Below are 24032 nucleotides of genomic sequence, written 5' to 3' on the forward strand. Positions count from 1 at the left end.
CGCGCAGTATGCCACGTGCCTTGCGACGTTGCTGTTCGAGCAGGCGCTTCAGGGTCAATTTCTGTGCGCGCCGCACCATGCATGACACGTCAAGGTGTCATGCCGATGACGGCGGCGCGCGTGGATCAGGCAATCAGGCGATCAGGCGATCAGGCAGCGCGCAGGGTGCTCTGTTCGCGGCGCGTACGGAAGATGATCAGCGTTGCGATCAGGCCGCACACGGCGGCGAACATCAGCCACAGGCCCGGTGCAGCCTTGTTGCCGGTGCTGTGGATCAGGTAGGTCGAGATCGCCGGCGTGAAACCGCCGAACAATGCCGTGGCCAGGCTGTAGGCCAGCGAGAAGCCGGCTGTGCGTACCGCGGGCGGCATCACTTCGGTCAGCGTCACCACCATGGCGCCGTTGTAGCTGCCATACAGGAACGAGAGCCACAGTTCCACCATCAAGAGCCGTTCGAACGACGGTGCGGCAACCAGCCAGGAGACGGCAGGGTAGGCGGTGACCAGCGTGGCAATGGTGAAGAACACCAGCAGCGGCTTGCGGCCGATGCGGTCCGACACGGCGCCCATCAGCGGCAGCCAGATGAAATTCGACAGGCCCACGCACATCGTGACAATCAGGTTGTCCACGTCGTCGAGCTTGAGCACGGTCTTGCCGAACGTCGGCGTATAGGCGGTGATCATGTAGAACGACACCGTGGTCATCACCACCATCATGCAGCCGGCAATGATGATGCGCCAGTTGTCGAGCATCGAACGGTAGATCTCGTTGATGGACGGGCGATGCTTGCGCGTACGGAACTCTTCGGTTTCCTCGAGCGAGCGGCGAATGATGAACAGGAACGGCACGATCAGGCAGCCCACCAGGAACGGCACGCGCCAGCCCCAGCTGTCCATCTGTTCCGGCGCCAGCGTGGCGTGCAGGATCACGCCGAGCAGGCCCGCGAAGATCACGGCCACCTGCTGGCTGGCCGATTGCCACGCCACATAGAAGCCCTTCTGGCCCGGCTTGGCGATCTCCGAGAGATACACGGACACGCCGCCGAGTTCCACGCCGGCCGAGAAGCCCTGCAGCAGGCGTCCGAACAGCACCAGCAGCGGAGCGGCCACGCCAATCGTGGCATAGCCCGGCACCAGCGCAATCAGCAGCGTGCCCAGTGCCATCAGCACCAGCGTCACGATCAGGCCCTTGCGTCGGCCGTGATGGTCGATATACGCGCCGAGCACGATCGCGCCCAGCGGGCGCATCAGGAAGCCCGCGCCGAACGTGGCGAGCGACAGCATCAGCGATGCAAATTCATTGCCGGATGGAAAGAACGTGTGCGCGATGGCGGCGGCGTAGAAGCCGTACACCATGAAGTCGTACATTTCCAGGAAGTTGCCGCTGACGACGCGGAACACGGTGCGGAACCCGTGCTGAGAAGTGGGAGTGCTGGACATGGCTGTCTCTCGGTCACCGCCCGTGGGGTCGGGCGGCATGTTGTCGATCGTTGTCGAGCCATGGCGGATTGGGTATTGCGGCAGGCGGCGCCATGACTGCGGATGCCGTTGTATGCATCGGCCTGTCGATGGCCTGAAGTGTGCGTGGTGGCGCTGTCATTCCCCTGTCAACGACCTTTCAAACTCCTATCAAATCCTGAAGAAAACCTGTCAGTGCGGCGCATGCGGTACATGCGCGGCACCGGGGCCGTGGCAGAGGCGGAAAGGGGAGAAAGAAGGAAGCCGTCCGGAGGAGCGGCAGGCGATGAGCGATGTGCTACGGGGAAGCTACGCGCGCCTGAACATCGCACTGACCACGAGGCCGGTTTTCGGGGCGGGACGATTGGCCAGCAACAGCCGCCCGCCATTGCGCTGGAGGATGCGGTTGACGATCGACATGCCAAGGCCTGCGCCCTTGGCTTCGCTGCGGGCGCTGTCCAGGCGGTAGAACGGCCGTGTCAGCAACGACAGTTGCTCGTTCGGCACGCCGGGGCCGTTGTCGGCCACGATCAGCACGGCATCCTTGTCTTCCACGCGCGTGGAGATCTCCACGTCGGCCATGCCGGTTTCCTCGTCCTTGGCATAGCGGCGCGCATTCTCGACGAGGTTGTCCAGAATGCGCTGGATTTCCATGCGGTTGGCCACCGCCATCACTGGTCCGTTCGAGCGCACGTGCACGCGGACATCATCATGCGCGGCGTAGACGCCTACCGACTCCTGCACCAGCGCGGAGAGGTCGACCGGTTCCACCACTTCCTGGCCAGGCCTGGCGTAGTTCAGGAACTGGCCGATGATGGCGTCCATCTGCTCGATGTCGGCAATCATCGCGTCGCGCGTGATGCTGTCCACGGGCGACATTTCGGTTTCCAGGCGCAGGCGCGTCAGCGGCGTGCGCAGGTCGTGCGAGATGCCGGCCAGCATGACCACGCGATCGTCGTCGAGTTGGCGCAGGTCGCGCACCATCTGGTTGAAGCTGCGGTTGGCCTGGGCGACTTCGCTGGCGCCTTGCTCGCGCAGTGGCGGCGGATCGCCGCCCGTGCCAATCAGCTTGGCCGCATTGGTCAGCCGTTTGAGAGGGTAATTGACGCGTGCCGTGATGAACGCCGCCCCGATGATGGACAGCAACAGCGCGGCAATACTCCACCAGAGCCACTGGATACCCGGCACGCGTTCGAAGCGTTCCGGGCTGATGGCGACCCAGTAGTCGTCGCCCTCGATCTCGAAACTGACCCAGACGCCCGGGATGTCGTTGACGGTAGTGGCAAGGACCGTGTCTTCGCCCAGGCGGCTGCGGATTTCCTGCTGGACCAGTTGGGTCAGGAACGGATTGGCAGTGGGAGCCGCGAAATCGTCGTCCTTCTCGCGCGGATAGACCTTGATGCCTTCGTTCTGGACCAGGTCGAGCAGCAGGAACCGGCGCCGGGCCGGGTCCGAATAGAGCAGGGCCGCACGCGTGAGCTTGACCACGCTGACCACCTGCATGGCGATCTGCTGGGCGCGCGGCGCGCGTTCGAAGAGCCGGTAGCTCTGGAACCAGATACCCAGCGAGATCGCCAGCAAAAGGGCGATAAGCATGAAGGTTCGCCAGAACAGCGAACCAAAGAACCGCGTTGCGGTACGGCCGAGAGCGGTCGCCACGATGCTGCTGTGCGGGCGGACCGGATTACTTCACGCCATCGGGAATGAAGACATATCCCAGGCCCCAGACCGTCTGGATGAAGCGCGGGTTGCTGGGATCGGGCTCGATCAGCTTGCGCAGGCGTGAGATCTGCACGTCCAGGCTGCGGTCGAATACCTCGTATTCGCGGCCGCGCGCCATTTCCATGAGTTTTTCGCGCGACAGCGGCTGACGGGGATGGCGGGCAAAGACCTTCAGTACCGAGAATTCGCCGGTGGTGAGCGTGATTTCCTCGTCGTTCTTGGTCAGCGTGCGGGTGGCCAGGTTCAGCACGAAATCGCCGAACGCAAAGGTTTCCGGCGTTTCGGACGGGGCGCCCGGCACTTCGGCGGGACCCTTGCGGCGCAGCACCGCGTGAATCCGCGCAATCAGCTCGCGCGGATTGAACGGCTTGGGCAAATAGTCGTCGGCACCCATTTCGAGACCGACGATGCGGTCCACGTCCTCGCCCTTGGCGGTGAGCATGATGATCGGCGTCTGGTCATTGGCGCCACGCAGGCGGCGGCAGATCGACAGCCCGTCTTCGCCGGGCATCATCAGGTCCAGCACCAGCAGATCGAAGCGCTCGCGCAGCCAGAGCTTGTTCATGGCCGTGGCATTTTCTGCCACGAGCACCGTGAAGCCCTGCTCGCCAAGGTAGCGGCGCAGCAGGTCGCGCAGGCGCGGGTCGTCATCCACGACGAGAATCTTGTGGCTGGTATTTTCCATGGCGGTATCTTAGCGATTATCGCTTTCGCTCAAAATGGCTTAACAAAACGTTACATACTTTACCCTGTGGTATGGCGGCGTGCACCTTTTGTGCATTTACACTCCGCAAACCGTTTCCCCACGCCGTAATCCGGCAGCGCGATGAAACGGTCACCACGGGCATCCCCTGACCCTGCCGACGCCTTGCCAGGCCCGGCTTGAAACGGGCATGGCTGTCGGTGGGCTACCGTCAAAACCACCATTATCCAATGAAAGTGAAGCAACCCCGGCACGGGCAAACCCTGCGTCGCGCAAAGAGCGCACCAGTGGTCTGGCTGGCCGGCATGTCCCTGCTGCTTGCCGCGGCGCCCGATCTGGCGCAAGCCCAGTCGGCGGGCATGGCGCATCTGCTTCACCCGCGCTCGCAATCGGCGCCCGGCAACCAGGGTGCCAACCCGCCAGGTAACCCTCCGCCCCAGGGCGCCAACCGCCAGCCGCCGCGTCGCGCCGACCGTGCCGAGACCGAGCGTGACATGGCCGAACGCGCTGGCCGCCAGGCCCCGCGTGGCGGCAACTCGCGGCTTTCGCCAGACGAACGCAAGGCCCTGCGCAAGAATCTCTACGACATCGGCAAGGAAATGTACCGGGGCAGCTAGTTTCGGTTCATTGCCATTTCGGGCTCCGCCCCGGATTTCTACCGTGGATGCAGTATCTGACCGGATTTCCGGCTCAGGCGCGCCAGCCAGGGCACCTCCTCCCGCGGGTGGTTCGTGCTTCCGGCAACCCCACCACGGAGATCGGCATCATGACGCCTTCCTTGCCGGGCAGGATGTCCTCAAGTGTATTGCTTGCCGTGCTTTCCCAGTTGCCAGCGCTGGCGTATGCCATGGGCTGGTACCGGACACCTGGCATCGTCTACGGCGTGGCTCCGGCCATGTCGTCGGACGACACGTCCGCCTGGGTCCAGGCAAAGGACACCGCCTGCTTCTATAGCGACTGGGACTATGGCGGCACGCGGCGCTGCTACGTCCCGGGCGAACGGATCGATGTCCTGCCTGCGGATGTGGACCGGACTTTCTCGTCGGTCCGGCTCTCGGGCAGCGTTGCCGTGCTGGTCTACAAGGAACCGCGCGGTGGCGGAAGGTCCGTAGTGCTTGATCAGACAGGGGACCATCAATACCTCGAAGGCAAAGGCGTCGATGATGCCATCCGTTCGTTGCAGGTCGTTCGGACCGCATCTGCTTGCACCAGGGATTGCCGGATACCGTCCAGCGATGCGCTCGATCTTGATGCCTTGCTCGGCCGGGCCGATGGCGCCGGCAATGCTCGTGCGCAGACAGTCCTGTGGTTCCGCATGGGAAAGGAGACGGCCTGGCGCCTGCGGCATGGAGCAGCGAACCAGGTCGAAGTCGGCGGCAATCGCCTGCGCGTGCAAGGTGGCGCGCCGGGTCAGCGTCTTGCGGACCAGCCAATCGATGCACGTACCGAATCAGTCGCGGTGACGCTGGAGATGAACCGCGTAGGCAAGGACCAGGGCACGCTTGGCATACACGTGGCACAACTGGACCGGGAGCGCAGGATCGTTTCCGCCACGCCAATTTTTACCACCGCGTGGCCGGCTGACAATGCGGGCGTCATCAGCATGGTGAACCTCGCACCGGCGGGGCACGAGCCTGTGCACCTGTCGAGCCTGTCTGTCTGGCGTATCGATGCCCACCGGCGCCCGGCCCGCGGCGTGCACTGCAACGCCGTATGGCCGCTCGCCCTGTGGAACATGCTGGCCGGTACCTGCGGCGGACCGCGCCTTGAGAGCCACAACCAGCGCTATCTCCAGCTTGTCGCCGGTGAGCCGCCGCCGGCTCGGCCGGTCGTTGCGCCGCCGATGGTTGCGCCACCAGTAGTACGGCGCAAACCGGACGCGGTACTGGCCGAAGTCCTGCAGACGCATGGCAAGAACCCATTGGCGGCGTATGCGGCATCGCGGGTGTGCGAGGTCCCGCTACGGTCATTGCTGGCGCTGCGCATGCGTCGCGGTAACGATCGCCGGGCCGAGTGCAGCTTCAACATGATGGCGATCCTCACGCTGTACTTCCGCATCTTCCAGCAGACGAACAGCGTTGACCATTTCGTCAGCGTTATCCAGCGCATCATGGAGACCGGAACCACGGGTTATGCCGGCGCGAATGCCAGTGGTGCCCCCGAGGCTGAACTGGTGGATGCCGTACGCCAGCATGCAGAGTGGCTACGCGACCAGCCCGGTCCCTCATCCGCGGACCCGCTTGCCTTTTTTGGCCGTGCCTATCGCCATGCCGCTTCGCTTGCAGCGGTATCCGCCAACAAGACGCCCGATCCCGAACTGGCTGCCCAACGCGCCGCAACCGATGCGCGCACTTGCCCGGCGTCCGCGCTGACGAACTGGGTCCAGAAACGGCGCAACGGCAATATCAATGAGTACCTGTTCGATCTGACGGACTACACGGAAGACCGGGTACAACCGCAGGTCTGGCGCCAGGCCACGTCGTCATGGGAATGGGATGCCAATGACGTTTTCACGTTCCTGATCGTCACGGACCAGAACCAGGAAGCAGAGTTTGCCAGCCTGATCCAGCCGCTCACGGCCTGGCACAAGGGCTATCTCGAGATTGTTGCATCGCTGTCCACGGCGCGTACAACGGCGCAGGCCCAGCATGTCGAGTGGCTGGCCAGCCAGAGCGACCTGATGGCCCACTACCTTCGTTCGATGCAGTCGTCGCGGCGTGTGTATGTGGCGGCGCGCTTGCGGGGTGAAACGGTCGCCATCGCGGAGGCATGGATCAGCCGCGATGATCCGGCGGAGGCGACGCTGGAAGGGATCGTGGTGCCGCCGGGCGTGTTCCGCGAAACGCCCGCCGACGGCGCAGTGCGTCGTGCCGCAACCGCAGCGGTTACCAGGCTGTTTGGCTGGCTGCACGAGCGCGGCGTGCGTACGGTCGTGGCCGAGGCCGCGTCCGATGCGGCGGACCAGGCGTGCACCAGGGTCGCATTTACGTTCTCCCAAATGCGCGACTACTTCCGTGACGACACGAGCTACCACAGCGATGAGGACTGGGAGCGAGATTCGGATCTGTGAGCAGATCGGGCGCGGTGCGCGGAGATTGGCATCATGACACCTTCATTGCCGGGTTGGGTTTCTGCCGGACTACTTGCGGCGTCCGTGCCATGGCTGCTGCCGGCATCGGCGCACGCCATGGGTTGGTTCCGGAGTTCAGGCACTGTCCATGGCATTGCGGCGGGACTGCCTGCGCAAGACACGCAGCCGTCGGACACCGCCTGTTTCTACAAGGACTGGGGCTATCGCGGCGAACGGCGCTGCTACAGCCCCGGGGAACAGGTTGACGTACTGCCTGCCGGGGTAGACCAGGCTTTCTCGTCGGTCCGGCTGTCCGGCCGCATAGCGGTACTTGCCTACACGGCGCCGCATGGTGAAGGCGGCCCGGTCCGGCTTGATCAGTCGGGGGACCATGGCTACCTGGGCGGCAAGGGCCTTCATGATGCGATCCGCTCATTGCAGGTGGTCCGGACCTGGCCAGGCTGCACGAAGGACTGTGCTATTGCTGCGGGCGACGCGTTTGATCTCGATGCATTACTCGCTGGCACCGGCACTGGCGACGTCCGCGCACAAGTCGTGATGCTGTTCCGGCTGCAGAACTCCATCCACTTGCGTGTGCGGCATGGCGACGCAAACCTGATAGAAATCAGTGGTCAGCGGCTGCGTGTGCTGGGCGGAACGCCAAGCCGGCCCATTGCCGACCTGCCCATCGATGCACAAGCCGAATCGATCTTCATCACGCTGGAGATGAACCGGGAGGGCAAGGGCGAAGGCACGCTCGGCATGCACACTACCCAGCTGGATCGAGAGCGCAGGGTCATAGCCGCCACGCCGATGGCGACTACGTCGTGGCCGGTGGCAAACGCGGGCGTGATCAGCATGGCGAACCTGGCAGTGGCGGGGGGCGAGCCGGTACGGCTGTCCAGCCTGTCAGTCTGGCGTATCCATGCGCAGCGGCGCTCGACACGGGGTGTGTACTGCAACGCCGTTTGGCCGCTCGCCCTGTTGAACCTGCTGACCGGCACCTGCGCCGGGCAGGACTTTGGGGATCGCTACCAGCAGTATCTGGACCACGTGGCTGGGGACCTGCCACTGGCGCGGCCGACCGTTGCACCGCTATCGGCGCCACGCGAACCCGGTGCGGTACTGGCAGGCGTGTTGCATACGCATGGCAAGAATCCGCTGGCAGTGTTTGCCGCATCGCGCGTGTGCGAAGTGCCACTGCGCAGATTGCTGGCGCCGCGCATGCGGCGCGGTGACGACGGCGCTGCAGCCTGCAGCGCCAATGTGGTGGCGATCCTTACGCTGTATCTGGCCATCTTCCAGCTGGCGACCAGCGCTGATCATTTCGTCGACATCGTTCATCGAATCCTGACCACTGGGTCGACCGGGTACGCCGACGCCAATCCTGTCATGGAGCAGGATCTGGTCAATGCCGTGCGCCTGCAGGTGGAACAATTGCGTGAGCAGCCGGGGCCATCGTCGATGACTGTCGACGATTTCTTCAGGCGTGCCTACGCCGCGGCGGCGTCATTTGCCGGCGTGTCCGTCGCGAATACGCTGGACCCCGAGCTTGCTGCCCAGCGGGTCCCGGACGCACCCGCAGACGCACCGATGCCAGGGCAGTGGGTCCAGACGGTGCGCGAGGGAGATATCAATGAGTACTGGTTTGATGTGTCCGGCTTTGTGCCGCAGCCGGTGAGGCCGCGCGTCTGGGATCCGGCAACCATGTCGTGCCGGGAAACAGTGACGGAGGAATTTACCTTCACTATCGTCACGGATGCCAACCGGCGGCGTGAATCTGCGCTGTTGCAGGCCAAGCTCAAGGAGTGGCACACGCGTTACAGGCGCATTCGTTCTTATCACTCGCTCAGACTCCCCATCACATTGCGGGGCCATCTTGCCGATTGGCAGGCTCAAGAAACCCACCAGATGCTCGACTACCTTCGATACATCCTGCCGTGGCGCAGCGTACATGTGGTGGCGCGCTTTCGCGGCAGGCCAATGGCCATCGTAGAAGCTTCAATCGTCGAGCGCTATCCAGACCTGGCTGAACTCAGGTTCGTAACAGTTGCCCCGAGCGCATTCCTTCAGCCCATTGAAGGCGGCTCGGCCGGACATGGTGTCACCGCGGCGATCACGCAGTTGTTTGCGGTATTGCGCGCGCAGGGCGTGGATACGGTGGTGGCCTATTCCACGTCTTCCACGACAAATGCCGTGTACGATTCGATGTCTTTCAAGTTTGCGGACATGCGCGACGCACAGTAGTCCGGCGTTGCCGCAAAAGGTGTAGCGTCAGTTGCGAGGCTTGAAATGCCGCAGGAAATCGACGAATACCTCGGCGGCCTGCTGGGTATCGCTGGCGGTGATGGTCTCCAGCGGATTGTGGCTGATGCCGCCATTGCCGCAACGCACGAACAGCATGGCGACGTCGGTGATCCGGTGCATCATCATGGCATCGTGACCTGCGCCCGATGGCAGCTTGAATTCCTCTAGCCCGCGCTTGCGCAGCACCGCAGCGAACTGGTCCATCAGCCAGTTGGCGCACGGGGCATTGTTGACCGGCGTAACGCGTTCCACCTTGACCTGCAGGGCGCGCCGGGCCGCAATGCGTTCGATGCCGGCCACGATGTCGGCAATGGCGTCTTCGCGAATGCCGTCCTCGCCCGCGCGGATATCCATCGAGAATACGCAAGCGGCCGGGATCACGTTGCTCGACCCATTCGGGACCTGCAACTGGCCAACCGTGCCGACTAGCGTTGGCACCTGCGCGCAGCGGTCTTCCACCAGCAGGATCATCTCGGCGGCACCGGTGGCGGCGTCGCGGCGCATATCCATTGGCGTGGTGCCGGCATGGCTGGCCAGTCCTTCCACGCGAACCTGAAACCGGCTGCTGCCGGCGATCTGCGTGACGATGCCGAGCGACAGCCCGCGGTTGAGCAGCACCGGACCCTGCTCGATATGGACTTCGACAAAGCCCGCCAGCGTGGCCGGATCGACGGCCGCCGCTCGCAATGCATCGAGATCGCCCGCGCCGGGGAAGCCGGATTCGGCCAACGCCGCGCGCATGGTCACGCCATCCGCATCGATGCGGTCCAGCAAGGCCGGGTCAAAGCGGCCCGCCAGCACGCTGCTGGCCAGGAAGCTGGTCTTGAAACGCAACCCTTCCTCCTCCGCAAAACCCACCACATCGAAGTGATAGGGCAGGCGGATGCCCGCGTCGCGCAGCGCACCCACCACGGCAATCGGCAGCAGTATGCCGAGCCGGCCGTCGTATCGGCCGCCATTACGCACGGTGTCGAAATGCGAGCCCGTCATCAGCACCCTGGGATCGGCCACGGCCGGATCGGCGGCATAGCGCCCGATCACGTTGCCGATGGCATCGATGCGCACCGTCATGCCGGCATCTTCCATCCAGCGCGCCAGTTGCGCCTGAGCCTGGCGGTGCGCCGGGGTCAGGAAGGCACAGGTCAGGCCGTCCTCCATATCCGAATAACGGGCCAGGGAATCGGCACGGTCCAGGATTTGTTGGCCGAGCGAGGAAGTGGCAGTGGTCATGACGCTAGCGAATCATTAAACAGGCAGGGGGAGGCTCAGCCGTTCCTGAGCCAGGTTTTCCAGGCCAGCCAGAGCTTGCGCATTGGCGTCAGCGCGATGCGCTGGGTCAGCACCTGGAACTGGCTCGCCTCGATCTCGTCGAGCAGGGCTTGCTGGATGGCGGCCAGCGCCAGCGCCGAACGTTGTGCGCGGCGGTCGGCACGCGGCAGCAACGCCAGCGCTTCCTTGTACAGGGTACGGGCATGCGTGGCCTGGTCCTGCATCAGCGCGGCAAAACGTTCCGAATGCTGCGACTGCATGATATCCGCCGCCGGCACCTCGAAACGCTGCAAGGTATCCACCGGAAGGTAGATGCGTCCCTGGCGGGCATCACTGCCCACCTCGCGCACGATGCGTACGCGCAGGAGCGACAGGCCAAGCTTCTCGGCCGATTCCAGCGTGCGCGGATCGCTGAAGCCCAGCAGGCGCGCCGCCAGTTTGCCAAGCGTGCCACCGGTCAGCCGGCAATAGCGGGCCAGGGCGGCGTCGTCAACGTAGCGCGACTGTGCGAGATCCATCTCGGTGCCATCGAGCACCTGGGTCATTTCCGCACGCGGAAGGTCGGCCAGGAACGGTTGGAGCGCCTGGCTGACCGGGTGGTCCGGATTACCGGCAAACAATCGGCCCAGCTCGGCGCGCCACCAGTCAAGGCGCTGCAGCGCCACGCCGGCGTCATGGTTATCGTGAACGATGGCATCGAGTTCGAGGCGCCATGCGTGGAGGGCGTTAAGCGCACGGCGGCGCTCCGGGGCAAGCAGCAGCGCGCTGTAGTAGAAGCTGGAGCCGCTGCGGGCAGCCTTGTCCTGGCAATACTGATCGGGCGTCACGCCAATCTCTTTTATGTTGCGGCGGCGGGGGGGCGGCGCCAAAGCCGCGAATTGTAACATCGGGCGAATGACGCAAGCCCGGCGGCTGCCCAGTCGCGCCGCACGCCTGCATGCCACGCCGCATCCGTGACGTTTTGTCGCGAAATACGTCTGTTCGTCATTCTGGCGTTTGACGCACTCGCGGCCGGTCGTTATATTACTGACCGGCCAGTTATTTATTTCCTGCCGGCTGTTGCAGAGACGGCACAGGCACCCGAAAAGGTGCCCCAAGACCCCTAAGATTCTTAAGATTTCCTTACGGCTGCCAGAGTTGCCAGAGTTCGCCGGCCAGCCGCGCTGTACCCCGCAAATCAACACCGTCTTTCAGCTTCACCCTTTCACCGACTCAAGACGCTTGTCCATGCCAGTGCCATATGCCGGGCCGGAAGTTGCGGCCGCTGAAGTTGATGTTCTCTCCAGGACGCGCCGGGGTGCGCACGCGCGGCGCCGTCGCTCGCCTGCGCCCAGCCTTGGCCTGGCGGTGCTGGCCATTGCGGGTTGCCTGGCATTGGCCGGTTGCGGCAAGAAGGCCGAAACCGTGGAAGACGTGCGGCCGGTGCGCGTGCTGCAATTGAGTCCGGCAGCTGGCAAGACCGAGTTCGAATTTTCCGGCGAGGTGCGCCCGCGCATCGAATCGCGGCTCGGTTTCCGCGTCGGCGGCAAGATTTCAGCGCGTCTGGTCGACGTTGGCGCAAGCGTGCGCAAGGGGCAGCCGCTGGCACGGCTGGACCCCACCGACCTGGCGCTGGCCGAAACCGGCGCGCGCGCGCAGTTCGAAGCGGCCAAGACCGACCGGGATCTCGCGGCATCTGACCTGAAGCGCTACAAGGAACTGGCCGCGCGCAATTTCATCAGCGCGGCCGAACTCCACCGGCGCCAGGCCACCTATGACTCGGCGGCGTCGCGTCTGGAACAGGCCCAGGCGAACCTGCGCAACCAGTCCAACCAGACCGGCTACGCGGTGTTGACCGCCGATGCCGATGGTGTGGTCACGGCCATCGACACCGAGGTCGGTCAGGTGGTTACGCCCGGCCAACCGGTAATCCGCGTGGCGCAGACTGCCGAAAAGGAGGTGGCTATCGGGCTGCCCGAGGATCAGGTCGACATGCTGCGTGGCACCTCGGACGTCTCGATCCACACATGGTCCGAGCCGGACCGCGCATTGCCAGGCCGCGTGCGTGAAATCTCCGCCGCGGCCGATCCGGTGACGCGTACCTATCCCACGCGCGTGAGCATTCCGAACCCTCCGGCGGACCTGCGCATTGGCATGACCGCCGTGGTGTCCTTCACACGTACCGGCGAGACCGCGACCATCCGCATTCCGCTGACGGCCTTGCTGCAGGATCGTGGGGCCAACCAGGTGTGGATCTACCAGCCCGGGCAGGGTGGCAGTGGCACGGTCAAGCCCGTGCCCGTGACGCTGGGCGAGGCGCAGGGCAACCTGATCGAAGTCCGTCAGGGCCTGACGCCAGGCCAGACCATCGTCACAGCCGGGGTGCACCTGCTCAAGGCCGGCCAGAAGGTCAAGCCGATGCAGAACGTGGCGCCGGCACAGCCGGCCTCCGATCCGGGCGCACAACTGAGTGCGCTGGACCGCCGGCTCGGTTGAGGGCGGCGCATGGAACATTCCCGCTTCAACCTGTCGCGCTGGGCGCTCGAGCACCAGCCGCTGACGCGTTATCTGCTGGTCGTGCTGTTGCTGGGCGGCCTGTTTGCGTTCTTCCAGCTTGGCCAGGACGAGGATCCGCCGTTCACGTTCCGCGTGATGGTGGTGCAGGCATTCTGGCCCGGGGCCACGGCGGAGCAGATCGCGGTCCAGGTCACCGACAAGATCGAGCGCCAGTTGCAGGAAGTGCCCTATGCGGACAAGATCCGCAGCTTCTCCAAGCCCGGTGAAACCACGGTGATCTTCCAGCTGGCAGACAACGCGCCGGCCAAGGACACCGCGCAGATCTGGTACACGGTGCGCAAGAAGATTGGCGATATCCAGCAGACCTTGCCGCAAGGTGTGCGCGGGCCGTTCTTCAATGACGAGTTCGGCGATGTCTACGGGTCGATCTACGCGCTCTCGGCCGACGGCTTCAATTACAAGGAACTGCGCGAATATGCCGACCTGGTGCGGCAGGAACTGCTGCGCATTCCCGCCGTGGCCAAGGTCACGCTGCTGGGCCTGCAGGACGAAAAGATCTTCATCGAGTTCAACCAGGCGCGCTTTGCCCAGCTGGGCCTGGACATCAACGCGATAGCGAACCAGATTTCCGAGCAGAACAACCCGACCGGCAGCGGCGTACTGGTGACACCCACCGACAATCTCCAGGTGCGTGTCACGGGCCAGCTCGGCGACGTGGAAGACCTCAGGAACCTGGTGCTGCGCGGCCCCAACGGCATTGCCAACATCCGGCTCGGCGATATTGCGCATGTCTATCGCGCCTATGTCGATCCGCCGGTCAGCCGCATGCGTTTCAACGGCAAGGATGTGATCGGGCTCGGCATCTCGATGGAGAAGGGCGGTGACATCATTGCGCTGGGCAAGGAGTTGCAGCGTGTCACCGACGACCTGCGCGGCCAGTTGCCGGTGGGCATCGAGATGGATCAGGTGCAGGACCAGCCCCAGGCCGTCAAGCGCAGCGTGGGTGAATTCGTACATGTGCTGATCGAGGCCGTGGTGATCGTGCTCGGTGTCAGCTTCGTGGCGCTGGGCCTGCATACGCGGCCGCTGCGGCTCGATGTACGCCCCGGACTGGTGGTGGCGCTGACCATCCCGCTGGTGCTGGCGGTGACGTTCCTGTTCATGAACATCTTCGGCATCGGGCTGCACAAGATATCGCTGGGTGCGCTGATCATTGCGCTCGGCCTGCTGGTCGACGACGCCATCATCGCGGTGGAGATGATGGTGCGCAAGCTCGAAGAAGGCTTCTCGAAGATGGAAGCCGCCACGTTTGCCTATAGCTCCACGGCCATGCCGATGCTGACCGGCACGCTGATCACGGCCGCGGGCTTCCTGCCGGTGGGGCTGGCCCGTTCGACGGTAGGCGAGTACACCTTCGCGATCTTTGCCGTGACGGCCATGGCGCTGGTGCTGTCGTGGCTTGCGGCGGTTTACTTCACGCCATATCTCGGTTACCTGATCCTGAAGACGCGTGCCAATGACGGAGGACATCATGAGGTGTTCGATACGCCGTTCTATGCGCGCTTCCGCAAGCTGGTGAGCTGGTGCGTCACCTGGCGCAAGACCGTGATCGTCATCACGCTGGTGTCATTCGCACTGGGTCTGCTCGCATTCAAGTATGTGGAGAAGCAATTCTTCCCGGATTCCAGCCGCCCCGAGCTGATGGTGGAACTCTGGATGCCGGAAGGCACGAGCTTCGCGCAGACCGAGGCGGTCACCAAGCGCTTCGAGGCAGCCATGCGGCAGGACAAGGCGGTGCAGAGCGTCACGTCGTTCGTGGGCGTCGGTGCGCCGCGCTTCTATCTGCCGCTGGACCAGATCTTCCCGCAATCGAACGTGGCACAAGCCATTGTGATGCCGGTGACCGCGGAGGCACGCGACGCATTGCGCAAGCGCATCGAACGCGTGCTGATCACCGAATTCCCGCAGTTGCGCGGTCGCGTGAAGCTGCTGCCGAACGGGCCGCCGGTACAGTATCCGGTGCAGTTCCGCGTGATTGGTCCCGACGCCGCGGGCGTGCGCAAGGTGGCCGACCAGGTGCGCGCCATCATGACCGACAATCCGAATACGGTTGGCGTCAATGACAACTGGAACGAGAACGTCAAGATGCTGCGCCTGGAACTCGACCAGGACAAGGCGCGGGCGCTCGGCGTGACCACCAATGCGATTGCGCGCGCCACGCAGGCCGTGCTGACCGGTGTGGCGGTCGGGCAGTATCGCGATGCCGACAAGCTCATCGACATCATCATGCGTACGCCACGTAATGAGCGCGACACGATGTCCGACCTGAACAACGTGCTGGTGCCGACCAGCTCCGGTCGCGCGGTGCCGCTGACGCAGATCGCGCGCGTGACCCTGAAATCGGAACCCGGCGTGATCTGGCGCGAGAACCGCGACTTCGGCATCACCGTGCAGTCCGACGTGATCGACGGCATCCAGGGGCCGACCGTCACGGCGCAGATCAATCCGAAGCTGGACCCGATCCGCGCCGCGCTGCCCGCCGGCTATCGCATCACGATTGCTGGCGCGCAGGAGGAGTCCGGCAAGGCCGGCGCATCGATCGCGGCGCAACTGCCGCTGTGCATCTTCCTGATCTTCACCTTGCTGATGCTGCAGTTGCACAGCTTCTCGCGTGCGGTGATGGTATTCCTGACCGGCCCGCTGGGCCTGATCGGCGCCGCCGCCACCCTGCTGATGCTGCATGCGCCGATGGGCTTTGTCGCGCAGCTTGGCATCACTGCGCTACTGGGTATGATCATCCGTAATTCGGTGATCCTGGTCGACCAGATCGAGCAGGACATCAAGTCGGGGCTGCCACCGTGGGACGCCATCGTCGAATCGGCGGTACGCCGCTTCCGCCCCATCATCCTGACGGCGGCGGCCGCGGTGCTGGCCATGATCCCGTTGTCGCGCTCCACATTCTGGGGGCCGATGGCGGTGGCCATCATGGGCGGCCTGGTGGTAGCCACCGTGCTCACACTGCTGTTCCTGCCGGCGCTGTACGCCACGTGGTTCCGGGTGAAGCGCCCGGAGGAACATGGCGGGGTGATGGCGGGGTGAGTTACTTCAGCGCCGCTTTTTCCACTCGTAATCCGCGGGCGGGTCGGCCGCCCCGGGTTTTCCCACCGAGTTGGGGTTCTCCGAACACAGTGTCACGAAGCTGACTGGCTCGCCGGCAAACTGCCGCCGGCGCAGCGCTTCGGTGAATTGCAAGGCGTCCTTGAGCGCGTCGCCGGGAAACGATTGCGCATGGGGCGCCATGCCATCGGCGGTCGCTTCGGTCCAGTAGATCATGTACATGAGCGGGACGGACTTACTCGGCCAGTTCGAACACCACGTCCTGAGCGCCTTCCCACAGTACCTTGGTGCCCAGCGCGCGCAGGTTTTCCTTGCCTTCGACAATGGTCAGGAAGTGGTTGCCGGCCAGTTGGCCCATCTTGCTGGCGAAGCAGCAACTGCCGTAGGCCAGGATGATCTCGGTTTCGCTATAGCCGCCCGGGTAGAACAGGATGTCGCCGACAGACGGGTGGCTGGTGTGATTCTCGAAGCCGACGCCCAGCTTGAACTCGCCCAGCGGAATCCAGCAGCCTTCCCCGCTCCAGCGTACATGGATCAGCTTTTGCCGATAGGGCAGCAGCTTCATGAACGCCGCGACGGTGTCCGGTGCGTCCGGGTGGGTCTCGGCGATAAACGTCTGGCCAGCGGCCGTAATGCGAAGTCGGGTCATATGTGTTGATCCGCGATGGGTTTGCTCCCCTCTCCCGCGCGCGAGAGAGGGGCCGGAGGAGAGGGCAAGCGTAACGTATGCCGGCGCATCAGGCCAGTGCCGCTACCAGCGTCTCCGCCACCGCAATCAGGCTCCGGTCGCTGCCCTTCGGCCCCAGCAGCGAGATGCCCAGCGGTGCGCCATTGCGCCCCGACAGTGGCAGGCTCAGTTGCGGAAAGCCGGACAACGGGGTCAGGCACAGCGTGTGGGCGGCGGCGGTGCGGTAGTCCTCCAGCGATTCCATCGGCGTGCTGCGTAGTGGGGCGATGTCGGGCATCGACGGCAGTATCAGGATGCTGTCGTGGCCCAGCAGGCGGCCCAGATGTGCCGTGAACTCGGCCCGCACCGCGCTCGACTGGTCGAACTGCGCTTGCGTCACGCCCTTGCTGAACGCGAAGCGGCCGGCTACGTCGGGGCCAAGCTGCAAGCCGTAGTTCTCGATCATTGCGCCGTCGGCTTGCCACGCTTCCCAGCCCTGCACATAGCGGAAGGCCCAGTACAGGTCGGACAGCGGCCGGTCGGCCACGTCCACCGGTGTGGCGTTGCCCAGAACCGCTTCAATGCGTGCCACGGTCGGTGCCAGCGCGGCACGGGCTTCCGGCGTAGGCAGTTCGAACAGGTCGGACGCCAGCAGCAGTTTCGGCCTGGCCGGCAGCGGATCGCCATCGATGCCGAACAGCACATCGGCAACGCGGGAAAATGTGCCGATATCGCGCGCGAAGAAGCCGCAGGTATCGAGCGATTCGCAGAGCGGCATGCAGTTTGCCAACGAGATCCGGCCATGCGAGGGGCGGATGCCAAACAGGCCGCAGTGGCTGGCCGGCGCGCGTACCGAGCCGCCGGTGTCGGTGCCCAGCGCAAAATCGGCCAGCCGGTTCGATACCGCCGATGCCGAGCCCGATGACGACCCACCGGTGATACGGTCAGGCGCGGCGCCATTGTAAGGACCACCGTAGTGGTAGTTCTGCCCGTTCATCGAGAATGCGAGTTCGTCGGTGTGCACCTTGCCCGCGAATGTGGCGCCGGCATCGAGCAGTTTCTGGACCGTGGGTGCCGTGGTTGTCTTGATGCCTGAACGTGCCAGCACATGCGGATTGCCACCACCGGTCGGATACCCGGCCACATCGAACAGGTCCTTCACCGCGAAGGTTAGCCCTTGCAGCGGGCCACTGGCGGCATTGGGCACGACGGCATCGGGGTAGGGCAGGAATGCGCGGGCGGGATGGGTGGCAAGGCTCATGGTATCGGGCTTCCGTATGGTTCCGGTGTTCGTTTCTATTTTCGTTTCGATGTTCGTTGCTGTATGCGATGCCGAACGATCAGGCGGCGCATTCGCTGGAGGCGGACTGGCTGACGCGCACACAGCTGACGCGGTGGCCGTTGCCCAGCGATACCGCACGCGGTACCTCGGCCAGGCATTCGGCACCGGCATGCGGGCAGCGCGGGGCAAACGTGCAGCCCGGCGGCAACGCGGCCAGGTCCGGTGGCGCGCCGCCAATCGTCTGCAGGCGCTGGCCGCGGTCCATGCCGTGCTGGCGGCTCTGCAGCAAGGCGATGGTGTAGGGGTGGCGCGCTTCACGCATCAGTGTGCGGATCGGACCTTCCTCGACGATGCGGCCGCCATACATCACCGCCACGCGGTCGGCGATTTCCACCGCTGCGCCAATGTCGTGGGTGACGAAGATGATCGATAGCCCCAGTTCGCGCTGCAGTTCGCGCAGCAGGATCAGCACCTGGATCTGTACGGTCGCGTCGAGCGCCGTGGTGGGCTCGTCGGCCAGCAGGATCTTCGGTTGGGCGGACAGGGCCAGGGCAATCATCGCGCGCTGGCGCATGCCGCCGGACATTTCGTGCGGATAGGCGGCCAGCCGACGCTCCGGGCTTGGGATCCGTACGGATTCAAGCGCCTTGAGCGCCAGCGCGCGGGCTTCCGTCTTCGAGACCTTGCGATGGGTGCGGATGCATTCGACGATCTGCTGGCCGACCGTGTAGACCGGATCGAGTGCCAGCAGCGGTTCCTGGAACACCATGGCCACGGTGCCGCCGCGCAGGCGGGCCAGCGCACGCTTGTCGAGCTTGAGCACGTCCTGGCCGTCGACACCGATAGCGCCGCGCATCTGCGTACGGCGCGGTGGATGCAGGCGCATCAACGCGCGCAGCGTCACGCTCTTGCCTGAGCCTGATTCGCCGATCAGCGCGACGGCCTCGCCGGGGGCAACTTCGAGCGACACACCGTTGACGGCCTGGATCGTCTTGCCGCCGCCCGAGAACGTGACATGCAGGTCGCGCACCGAGACGGCTGGTGTCATGGATTTGGAGTCAGGGGACATCGTTATCTCCGGCAAAGTCACGGCGTGGCGGCGTGCAGGCCGGGCGTCATGCGGCGCAGCGGCAACGAATGGCCGCCGTCGGGCATGGCCATCAGGCATGACACCGGATGACCGGCCAACGTATCGGTCAACGCCGGCGCGCGGCGTTCGCAGACCGGCTCGGCGCGCGCGCAGCGCGGATGGAAGCTGCAGCCCGACGGTGGGTTGATCGGATTGGGCGGATCGCCGGCCAGCGGCGCGGCAAGCGTTCGATGGTCGGGGTCCATCGACGGCATCGACGCCAGCAGCGCGCGCGTGTAGGGGTGGGCGGGGTTGGCATAGACGGCTTCGGTGTTGCCGATCTCGACCACCTTGCCCAGGTACATCACCATCACGCGATCGCACAGGTAGCGGATCACATTGAGATCGTGGCTGATAAACACGTAGGTCAGGTCGAACTCGGCCTTGAGATCGAGCAGCAGGTTCAGTACCTGTGCCTCCACCGATTTGTCGAGCGCGGATACCGCCTCGTCAAGGATCACCAGGCGTGGCCGCAACGACAGCGCACGCGCGATATTCACACGCTGGCGCTGCCCACCGGACAGTTCGTGCGGATAACGGCCCGCAAAACGCCCGGGCTCCAGGCCCACGCGTTCGAGCAGGTAGCGTGCGCGTGCCGTGGCCTCTTTGGCGGGCACGCCGTGAACGCGTGGCGTGAAGGCAATCGATTCCTCGATGGTCAGGCGCGGATTCAGCGACGAATAGCTGTCCTGGAACACCATCTGCACCTGGCTGCGGAACGCCTTCATCGGCAACTGCGCGGAGCCCACGCCCTGCGCATCGAAGATCAGTTCGCCGCTGTCGTGCGGCGTGAGTTGCATCAGCAGCCGCGCGGTGGTGGATTTGCCGCAGCCTGACTCGCCGACCACGCCAAGCGTTTCGCCTTTCAGCACGTCGAAGCTGACGCCGTCGACTGCGCGCACCACGCCACCAGGCCGAAACGGCACCGGCGACTTCAACGGAAAGTGCTTGACCAGGTCGCGTGCGATGACCAGTGGTTGGGCCGGGCCGCCTACGTCGGCGAGGGCGGAGGGGGAAGGGGGCGCAAGCGTCTCGGCCATGCTCACTCCTTGATTTCCATGGCCGAGCGGATACCGTCGGCCAGCAGGTTGAACGAGATCGAGGTCAGGAAGATCATCGCGCCGGGCAGTGCGGCCACCCACGGCTGGGTGTAGATCGCGGTGCGCAGTGTGTTCAGCATCAGGCCCCATTCGGGCTCGGGAGGCTTGACGCCAAGACCCAGGAACGAGAGGCCCGAGGCCAGGATCATCGAGACCGAGATCAGGCTCGTGGCATAGACAAAGATCGGACCCAGCACGTTGTTGAGCACGTGGGCGCGCACGATGGTCAGCGACGATGCGCCCGAGGCGCGCGCCGCATCGACGAACTCGCGGTTGCGTACCTGCGTGGTCACGCTTTCGGCCACGCGCACGATCTGTGGCACGAACACGATGGTCAGCGACAGCAATGCATTGCCCACGCCAGCGCCGAGCGTGCCGGACAGCGCAATGGCCAGCAGCACCGACGGGAATGCGTAGAGGATGTCGGTGAACCGCATGATGATGGTATTGGTCCAGCCACCGGCATAGCCGGCGACAATGCCGACGGCACTGCCGATGACGAATGCCAGCAACACTGGCGTGATGCCCATGAACAGCGATAGCCGCGCGCCGAGCATCAGGCGCGACAACATGTCGCGGCCGAGTTCGTCGGTGCCGAGCGGATAGCCCGCGAAACCGATTGGCTTCAGGCGCTTGAGGATCGATGAGTCATACGGATCGGCCGGCATCAGCGCGGGCGCGAAGATCGCCATCACGATCAGCGCCAGCAGGACCAGCGCGGCCAGCATCGCGAGCTTGTTGCGCAGCAGCCGGCGGCCAACGGTGGTCCAGTAGCCAGGCGAACGCTCGACGGGCAACGGCGCGACGGCCTTGTTCAGCGTCATTTCCATCGCGATCTCCTAGTTGCGTTGGATGCGGGGGTCGAACAGCGTCTGCAACGCGTCGACCACCAGATTCAGCAGCACGAAGAACACGGCCAGGACCAGGATCGTGCCTTGCAGCAGCGGAAAGTCGCGCTGGAAGATGGCCGAGTTCAGCAGGAAGCCCGTGCCGGGCCACGAGAACACCGTCTCGATCAGGATCGAGCCGCCCAGCAGATAGCCGAGTTGCAGGCCCATCACCGACAACGCGGTGGGCGCCACGTTCTTGACGACGTGACGGAACACGGCGGTATCGGACAAGCCGCGTGCGCGCAGGCCGACGATGAACTCATTCGACAGGATTTCTGCTACCAGCGCGCGGATCGTGCGCGCCACGATGCCCATCGGGATCACGGACATCGTGACCGCCGGCAGCAGCAGATACTGGATGTGGTCCCAGTCCCACGTCCAGTCGCTGGAACCGCCAGGACCGGCGCCGGTGGCGGGCAGCCAGCCCAGCAGTACCGAGAAGGCAATGACCAGGACCATGCCGAGCCAGTAGTGCGGAATGCTGACGCCGAGCACCGACAGGAACGACGCGATGCGATCGGGCACCGAGTCGCGCAGGTAGCCTGCCACGAAGCCGAACAGGCAGCCGAACGTAAAGCCGATCAGCGTCGCCACGGAGGCCAGCCGGATCGAATTGATGACTGCGTTGGACACTTCGGCCATCACGGGCCGGTTGGTGGCGATCGATGTGCCAAGGTCGCCATGCAGCGCACGCACCAGCCAGTGGATGAATTGTTCAAGGAACGGCTTGTCGAAACCGTACAACGCGGTCAACTGGCGCCGCAGATCTTCCGATGCATCGGGCGGCAACACCGATACCAGCGGATCGCCGGGCGCGATATGGACCAGCGAGAAGCAGAGCAGGGCGACCCCAAGCAGGATCGGCAGCGCATACACGATGCGGCGGAGCAGGTAAGTCATGGTCTGTAGCCGGCTTGTGGGGTTGATGTTTTGCTCCCCTCTCCCGCATGCGGGAGAGGGGTAGGGGGAGAGGGCCAGCGGTTGAAAAAAGACGACGCATCACCAAGCTTGAAGCGCCTGCCCTCTCCCCCGGCCCCTCTCCCGCGCGCGGGAGAGGGGAGTCAACCGGCGGTAGTACAAGCCTCAATCCATCGACATCGTCGCGATATCGATGAACCAGCTTTGCGGTTGCACCACGCCCTTGACCTTCTTCGAGATCGCCCGCGGGCCTACGTCGTGGGCAATCAGCACGAACGGCGCTTCCTCGACGATGCGTGCATGCAGTTTGGCCAGCGCGGCATCGCGATCCTTCTCGCCAAACGAGGTGCGTGCGGTTTCGATGAGCTTGTCGAATTCGGCATTGCCGAAGTAGCCCCAGTTGTTCGATACCGGCGGCTGGGTCTTGGTACTGACGAAGCGGACCATGGCGAAGAACGGGTCCATGGCCGCGAAGCTCACGTTGATGGCATTGGTGCCATGCGCGCTGGCATCCTTCGCGCCGATGCGCCAGTTCGTGAACAGCGTGTTCCATTCGACTACGTCGAAATCCACGTCAAAGAAGCATTCCTTGAGGTTCTGTTGCACGTATTCGTTCATGGGCAGCGGCTGCATCTGGCCCGAGCCCGATGCCGATACCTGGACCTTGACCTTGACCGGTTTGGCGGCCGAGTAGCCGGCCTCGGTCATCAGCTTGCGCGCGGCATTCGGGTCGTACTTGATGTCGAACTTCGGATTGCCCCACCACGGGTTGCCGGCTTCGACGATACCCTTCGCTTCGGCCATATAGCCGCCCAGCAGCGTCTTCAGGCCGGCGCGGTTCACGCAGAGGTTGGCGGCCTGGCGCACGCGCTTGTCGAGCCACGGCGAGTTTGGTGCGAATGACAACTGCCACGGCCACATATGCGGCTGGGCGTTGGCGTAGACATCGAAGCCGCGGCTCTTGATCTGCGCGACGGCGTCCGGTGCCGGCGCCTCGATCCAGTCCACCTGTCCCGACAACAGCGCCGCGGTGCGCGCATTGGCCTCTGGCATCGGCACCATCACGACCTTGTCGATCTTCGGCACGCGCTTGCTGTCCCAGTAGCTGGCATTCCTGGCCAGTTCCAGGCGCTCGCGCGGCACGAAGCGCGTCATCCGGAACGGGCCGGTACCCGAGGCGTCGGCGGCAAAGGCCACCCACGCCTGTTTGCTGCGCTCGGCCGGATCGGTCACCGATGCCGGTACCGCGGCGAACTTCTTCTCCCACTGTGTCGGCGACGCCATGAACAGGTTCGAGACGTTGTACGGCACGAAAGAGTCGGGCTCGGACGTCACCAGTTCCACGGTCAGGTCGTCGATCTTCCTTGCGCTGCGCAGCGTGGGCATGCGGGAGGCGGTCACGCCGACCTGGCTTGGATCGAACTGCTTGGCGGTCTTGTCGAGCACCTTGCCGACGTTCCACACCACCGCATCGGCGTTGAATGGCGAGCCGTCATGGAACTTCACGCCGGGACGCAGCTTGAACGTCCACTTGGTCTTGTCCTTGTCGTCGACCTTCCATTCGGTGGCCAGGCCGGCAATCAACAGGCTGGGGCCGTTGCTCTTCGACAGGTCCCATTGCGTCAGTGCGTCGTACATCGGGATACCAGTGAAGCGGTTGCCCTCGAAGCCCTGGTCGGGCTGGCCAAGCGTGCGCGGAATGTCGGCGGCCGTCATGCCGATGCGCAGTACCTTCTCGGCCATCGCGGCACCGGGCAGGGCCAGCAGCGATAGCGCGACGGCGGCCGTTACGGAACGGATGGCAGCGGAGAAACCTTTCGCGTGGGACGACGTGGGGTGTTTCACAGGCATGGCTCCTGAATGATGGGGTAGCGGGAAGGGCTGGCTTCGAACTAGCAATTGATG

18 protein-coding genes are annotated in these 24032 nt (G+C 64.5%); 5 read left to right on the plus strand and 13 right to left on the minus strand.

Annotated features, from left to right (window positions below):
- Window positions 1-149 precede the first annotated feature (149 nt).
- The 3 genes from tcuC to ompR form a co-directional block, all read right to left on the minus strand.
- Window positions 150-1439: a tricarballylate/proton symporter TcuC gene (gene tcuC / locus ACO550_RS34605; protein ID WP_315596678.1), complete on the minus strand. Its 1290-nt coding sequence runs from the start codon at window positions 1437-1439 to the stop codon at window positions 150-152.
- A gap of 327 nt (window positions 1440-1766) precedes the next feature.
- Window positions 1767-3116 (minus strand): ATP-binding protein, encoded by a 1350-nt coding sequence (locus ACO550_RS34610; protein WP_315596679.1) that lies wholly within the window; start codon window positions 3114-3116, stop codon window positions 1767-1769.
- 25 nt (window positions 3117-3141) lie between these two features.
- The gene (ompR, locus tag ACO550_RS34615; protein ID WP_010810107.1) at window positions 3142-3864 is read right to left on the minus strand and encodes an osmolarity response regulator transcription factor OmpR; all 723 of its coding nucleotides are present in this window, start codon (window positions 3862-3864) and stop codon (window positions 3142-3144) included.
- A gap of 248 nt (window positions 3865-4112) precedes the next feature.
- Between ompR and ACO550_RS34620 the strand changes: the two genes are divergently transcribed.
- The 3 genes from ACO550_RS34620 to ACO550_RS34630 all read left to right on the plus strand — a co-directional run bounded on the left by ACO550_RS34620 (window position 4113) and on the right by ACO550_RS34630 (window position 9199).
- The gene (locus ACO550_RS34620; protein ID WP_315596680.1) at window positions 4113-4499 is read left to right on the plus strand and encodes a hypothetical protein; all 387 of its coding nucleotides are present in this window, start codon (window positions 4113-4115) and stop codon (window positions 4497-4499) included.
- A gap of 149 nt (window positions 4500-4648) precedes the next feature.
- Window positions 4649-6952 (plus strand): peptidase inhibitor family I36 protein, encoded by a 2304-nt coding sequence (locus ACO550_RS34625; RefSeq protein WP_315596681.1) that lies wholly within the window; start codon window positions 4649-4651, stop codon window positions 6950-6952.
- Window positions 6953-6985: 33 nt separating this feature from the next.
- On the plus strand, window positions 6986-9199 hold the full coding sequence (locus ACO550_RS34630) for a hypothetical protein (protein WP_315596682.1): 2214 nt from the start codon (window positions 6986-6988) through the stop codon (window positions 9197-9199).
- 27 nt (window positions 9200-9226) lie between these two features.
- Here ACO550_RS34630 and ACO550_RS34635 read toward each other — a convergent pair whose 3' ends face one another.
- Window positions 9227-10489 carry a Zn-dependent hydrolase gene (locus ACO550_RS34635; RefSeq protein ID WP_315596683.1) on the minus strand — a complete coding sequence of 421 codons (1263 nt, stop codon included), beginning with the start codon at window positions 10487-10489 and terminating at the stop codon, window positions 9227-9229.
- A gap of 35 nt (window positions 10490-10524) precedes the next feature.
- A complete protein-coding gene (gene hpnD, locus ACO550_RS34640) occupies window positions 10525-11355 on the minus strand; it encodes a presqualene diphosphate synthase HpnD (protein ID WP_315596684.1) in 831 nt (276 codons plus the stop codon).
- Window positions 11356-11755: 400 nt separating this feature from the next.
- Between hpnD and ACO550_RS34645 the strand changes: the two genes are divergently transcribed.
- Together ACO550_RS34645 and ACO550_RS34650 are read left to right on the plus strand one after the other, a co-directional pair.
- Window positions 11756-13003 (plus strand): efflux RND transporter periplasmic adaptor subunit, encoded by a 1248-nt coding sequence (locus ACO550_RS34645; RefSeq protein ID WP_315596685.1) that lies wholly within the window; start codon window positions 11756-11758, stop codon window positions 13001-13003.
- Window positions 13004-13012: 9 nt separating this feature from the next.
- A complete protein-coding gene (locus ACO550_RS34650; protein ID WP_315596686.1) occupies window positions 13013-16123 on the plus strand; it encodes an efflux RND transporter permease subunit in 3111 nt (1036 codons plus the stop codon).
- 6 nt (window positions 16124-16129) lie between these two features.
- On the opposite strand, the gene ACO550_RS34655 is transcribed toward ACO550_RS34650, so the two are convergent.
- The 8 genes from ACO550_RS34655 to ACO550_RS34690 form a co-directional block, all read right to left on the minus strand.
- Window positions 16130-16363 carry a hypothetical protein gene (locus tag ACO550_RS34655; RefSeq protein ID WP_315596687.1) on the minus strand — a complete coding sequence of 78 codons (234 nt, stop codon included), beginning with the start codon at window positions 16361-16363 and terminating at the stop codon, window positions 16130-16132.
- Window positions 16364-16376: 13 nt separating this feature from the next.
- On the minus strand, window positions 16377-16790 hold the full coding sequence (locus ACO550_RS34660; RefSeq protein ID WP_315596688.1) for a DUF3830 family protein: 414 nt from the start codon (window positions 16788-16790) through the stop codon (window positions 16377-16379).
- 88 nt (window positions 16791-16878) lie between these two features.
- Window positions 16879-18069, minus strand: coding sequence for an amidase (locus ACO550_RS34665; RefSeq protein WP_315596689.1), 1191 nt, complete (start codon window positions 18067-18069; stop codon window positions 16879-16881).
- A 79-nt stretch (window positions 18070-18148) separates the two neighbouring features.
- Window positions 18149-19159 carry an ABC transporter ATP-binding protein gene (locus tag ACO550_RS34670; RefSeq protein ID WP_315596690.1) on the minus strand — a complete coding sequence of 337 codons (1011 nt, stop codon included), beginning with the start codon at window positions 19157-19159 and terminating at the stop codon, window positions 18149-18151.
- A gap of 17 nt (window positions 19160-19176) precedes the next feature.
- Window positions 19177-20259, minus strand: a complete 1083-nt coding sequence (locus tag ACO550_RS34675) for an oligopeptide/dipeptide ABC transporter ATP-binding protein (protein WP_315596691.1) — start codon at window positions 20257-20259, stop codon at window positions 19177-19179.
- A gap of 2 nt (window positions 20260-20261) precedes the next feature.
- The gene (locus ACO550_RS34680; RefSeq protein ID WP_315596692.1) at window positions 20262-21149 is read right to left on the minus strand and encodes an ABC transporter permease subunit; all 888 of its coding nucleotides are present in this window, start codon (window positions 21147-21149) and stop codon (window positions 20262-20264) included.
- A gap of 9 nt (window positions 21150-21158) precedes the next feature.
- Window positions 21159-22109: an ABC transporter permease gene (locus tag ACO550_RS34685; protein ID WP_315596693.1), complete on the minus strand. Its 951-nt coding sequence runs from the start codon at window positions 22107-22109 to the stop codon at window positions 21159-21161.
- A 183-nt stretch (window positions 22110-22292) separates the two neighbouring features.
- Entirely contained in the window at window positions 22293-23870 is a 1578-nt protein-coding gene (locus ACO550_RS34690; RefSeq protein WP_485995107.1) for an ABC transporter substrate-binding protein, read from the minus strand.
- Window positions 23871-24032 lie beyond the last annotated feature (162 nt).

It is taken from the genome of Cupriavidus sp. (assembly GCF_057315035.1).